Origin of the sequence: uncultured Pseudoteredinibacter sp. (assembly GCF_947500695.1) — a bacterium.
Classification (GTDB): Bacteria; Pseudomonadota; Gammaproteobacteria; order Pseudomonadales; family Cellvibrionaceae; genus Pseudoteredinibacter.
The window spans coordinates 1-230 of sequence record NZ_CANMSS010000048.1 but is presented as its reverse complement, the minus strand read 5'-3'; the positions used below and the strand labels follow the sequence as shown (position 1 = coordinate 230).

The window sequence follows — 230 nt, the reverse complement described above, 5'->3', positions numbered from 1 at the left end:
GGTCCGTTCTCGATCACGGTTGATCGTACGTCGCCAGATGACATTACTAACTTTATCGGTACAGACGATGTCGGTTTAGTAACCGGCACCATCGTTAATAACTCGACGATTGATGATGCGACCCCAACCTTCAGTGGTGAAGTGAATGCGGCGGAAGTTGCGATGGATTCCACCGTTACGGTGATCATTCGTGATGAGAACGACAACATTATTCAAACCATTACCGGAGT

Annotated in this window: 1 protein-coding gene; it reads left to right on the top strand. The window is 47.8% G+C overall.

Features of this window, described 5'->3' with window-relative positions:
• A partial coding sequence (locus Q1A08_RS21435; protein ID WP_299776436.1) for a hypothetical protein occupies window positions 1–230 on the top strand: 230 nt, incomplete at both ends.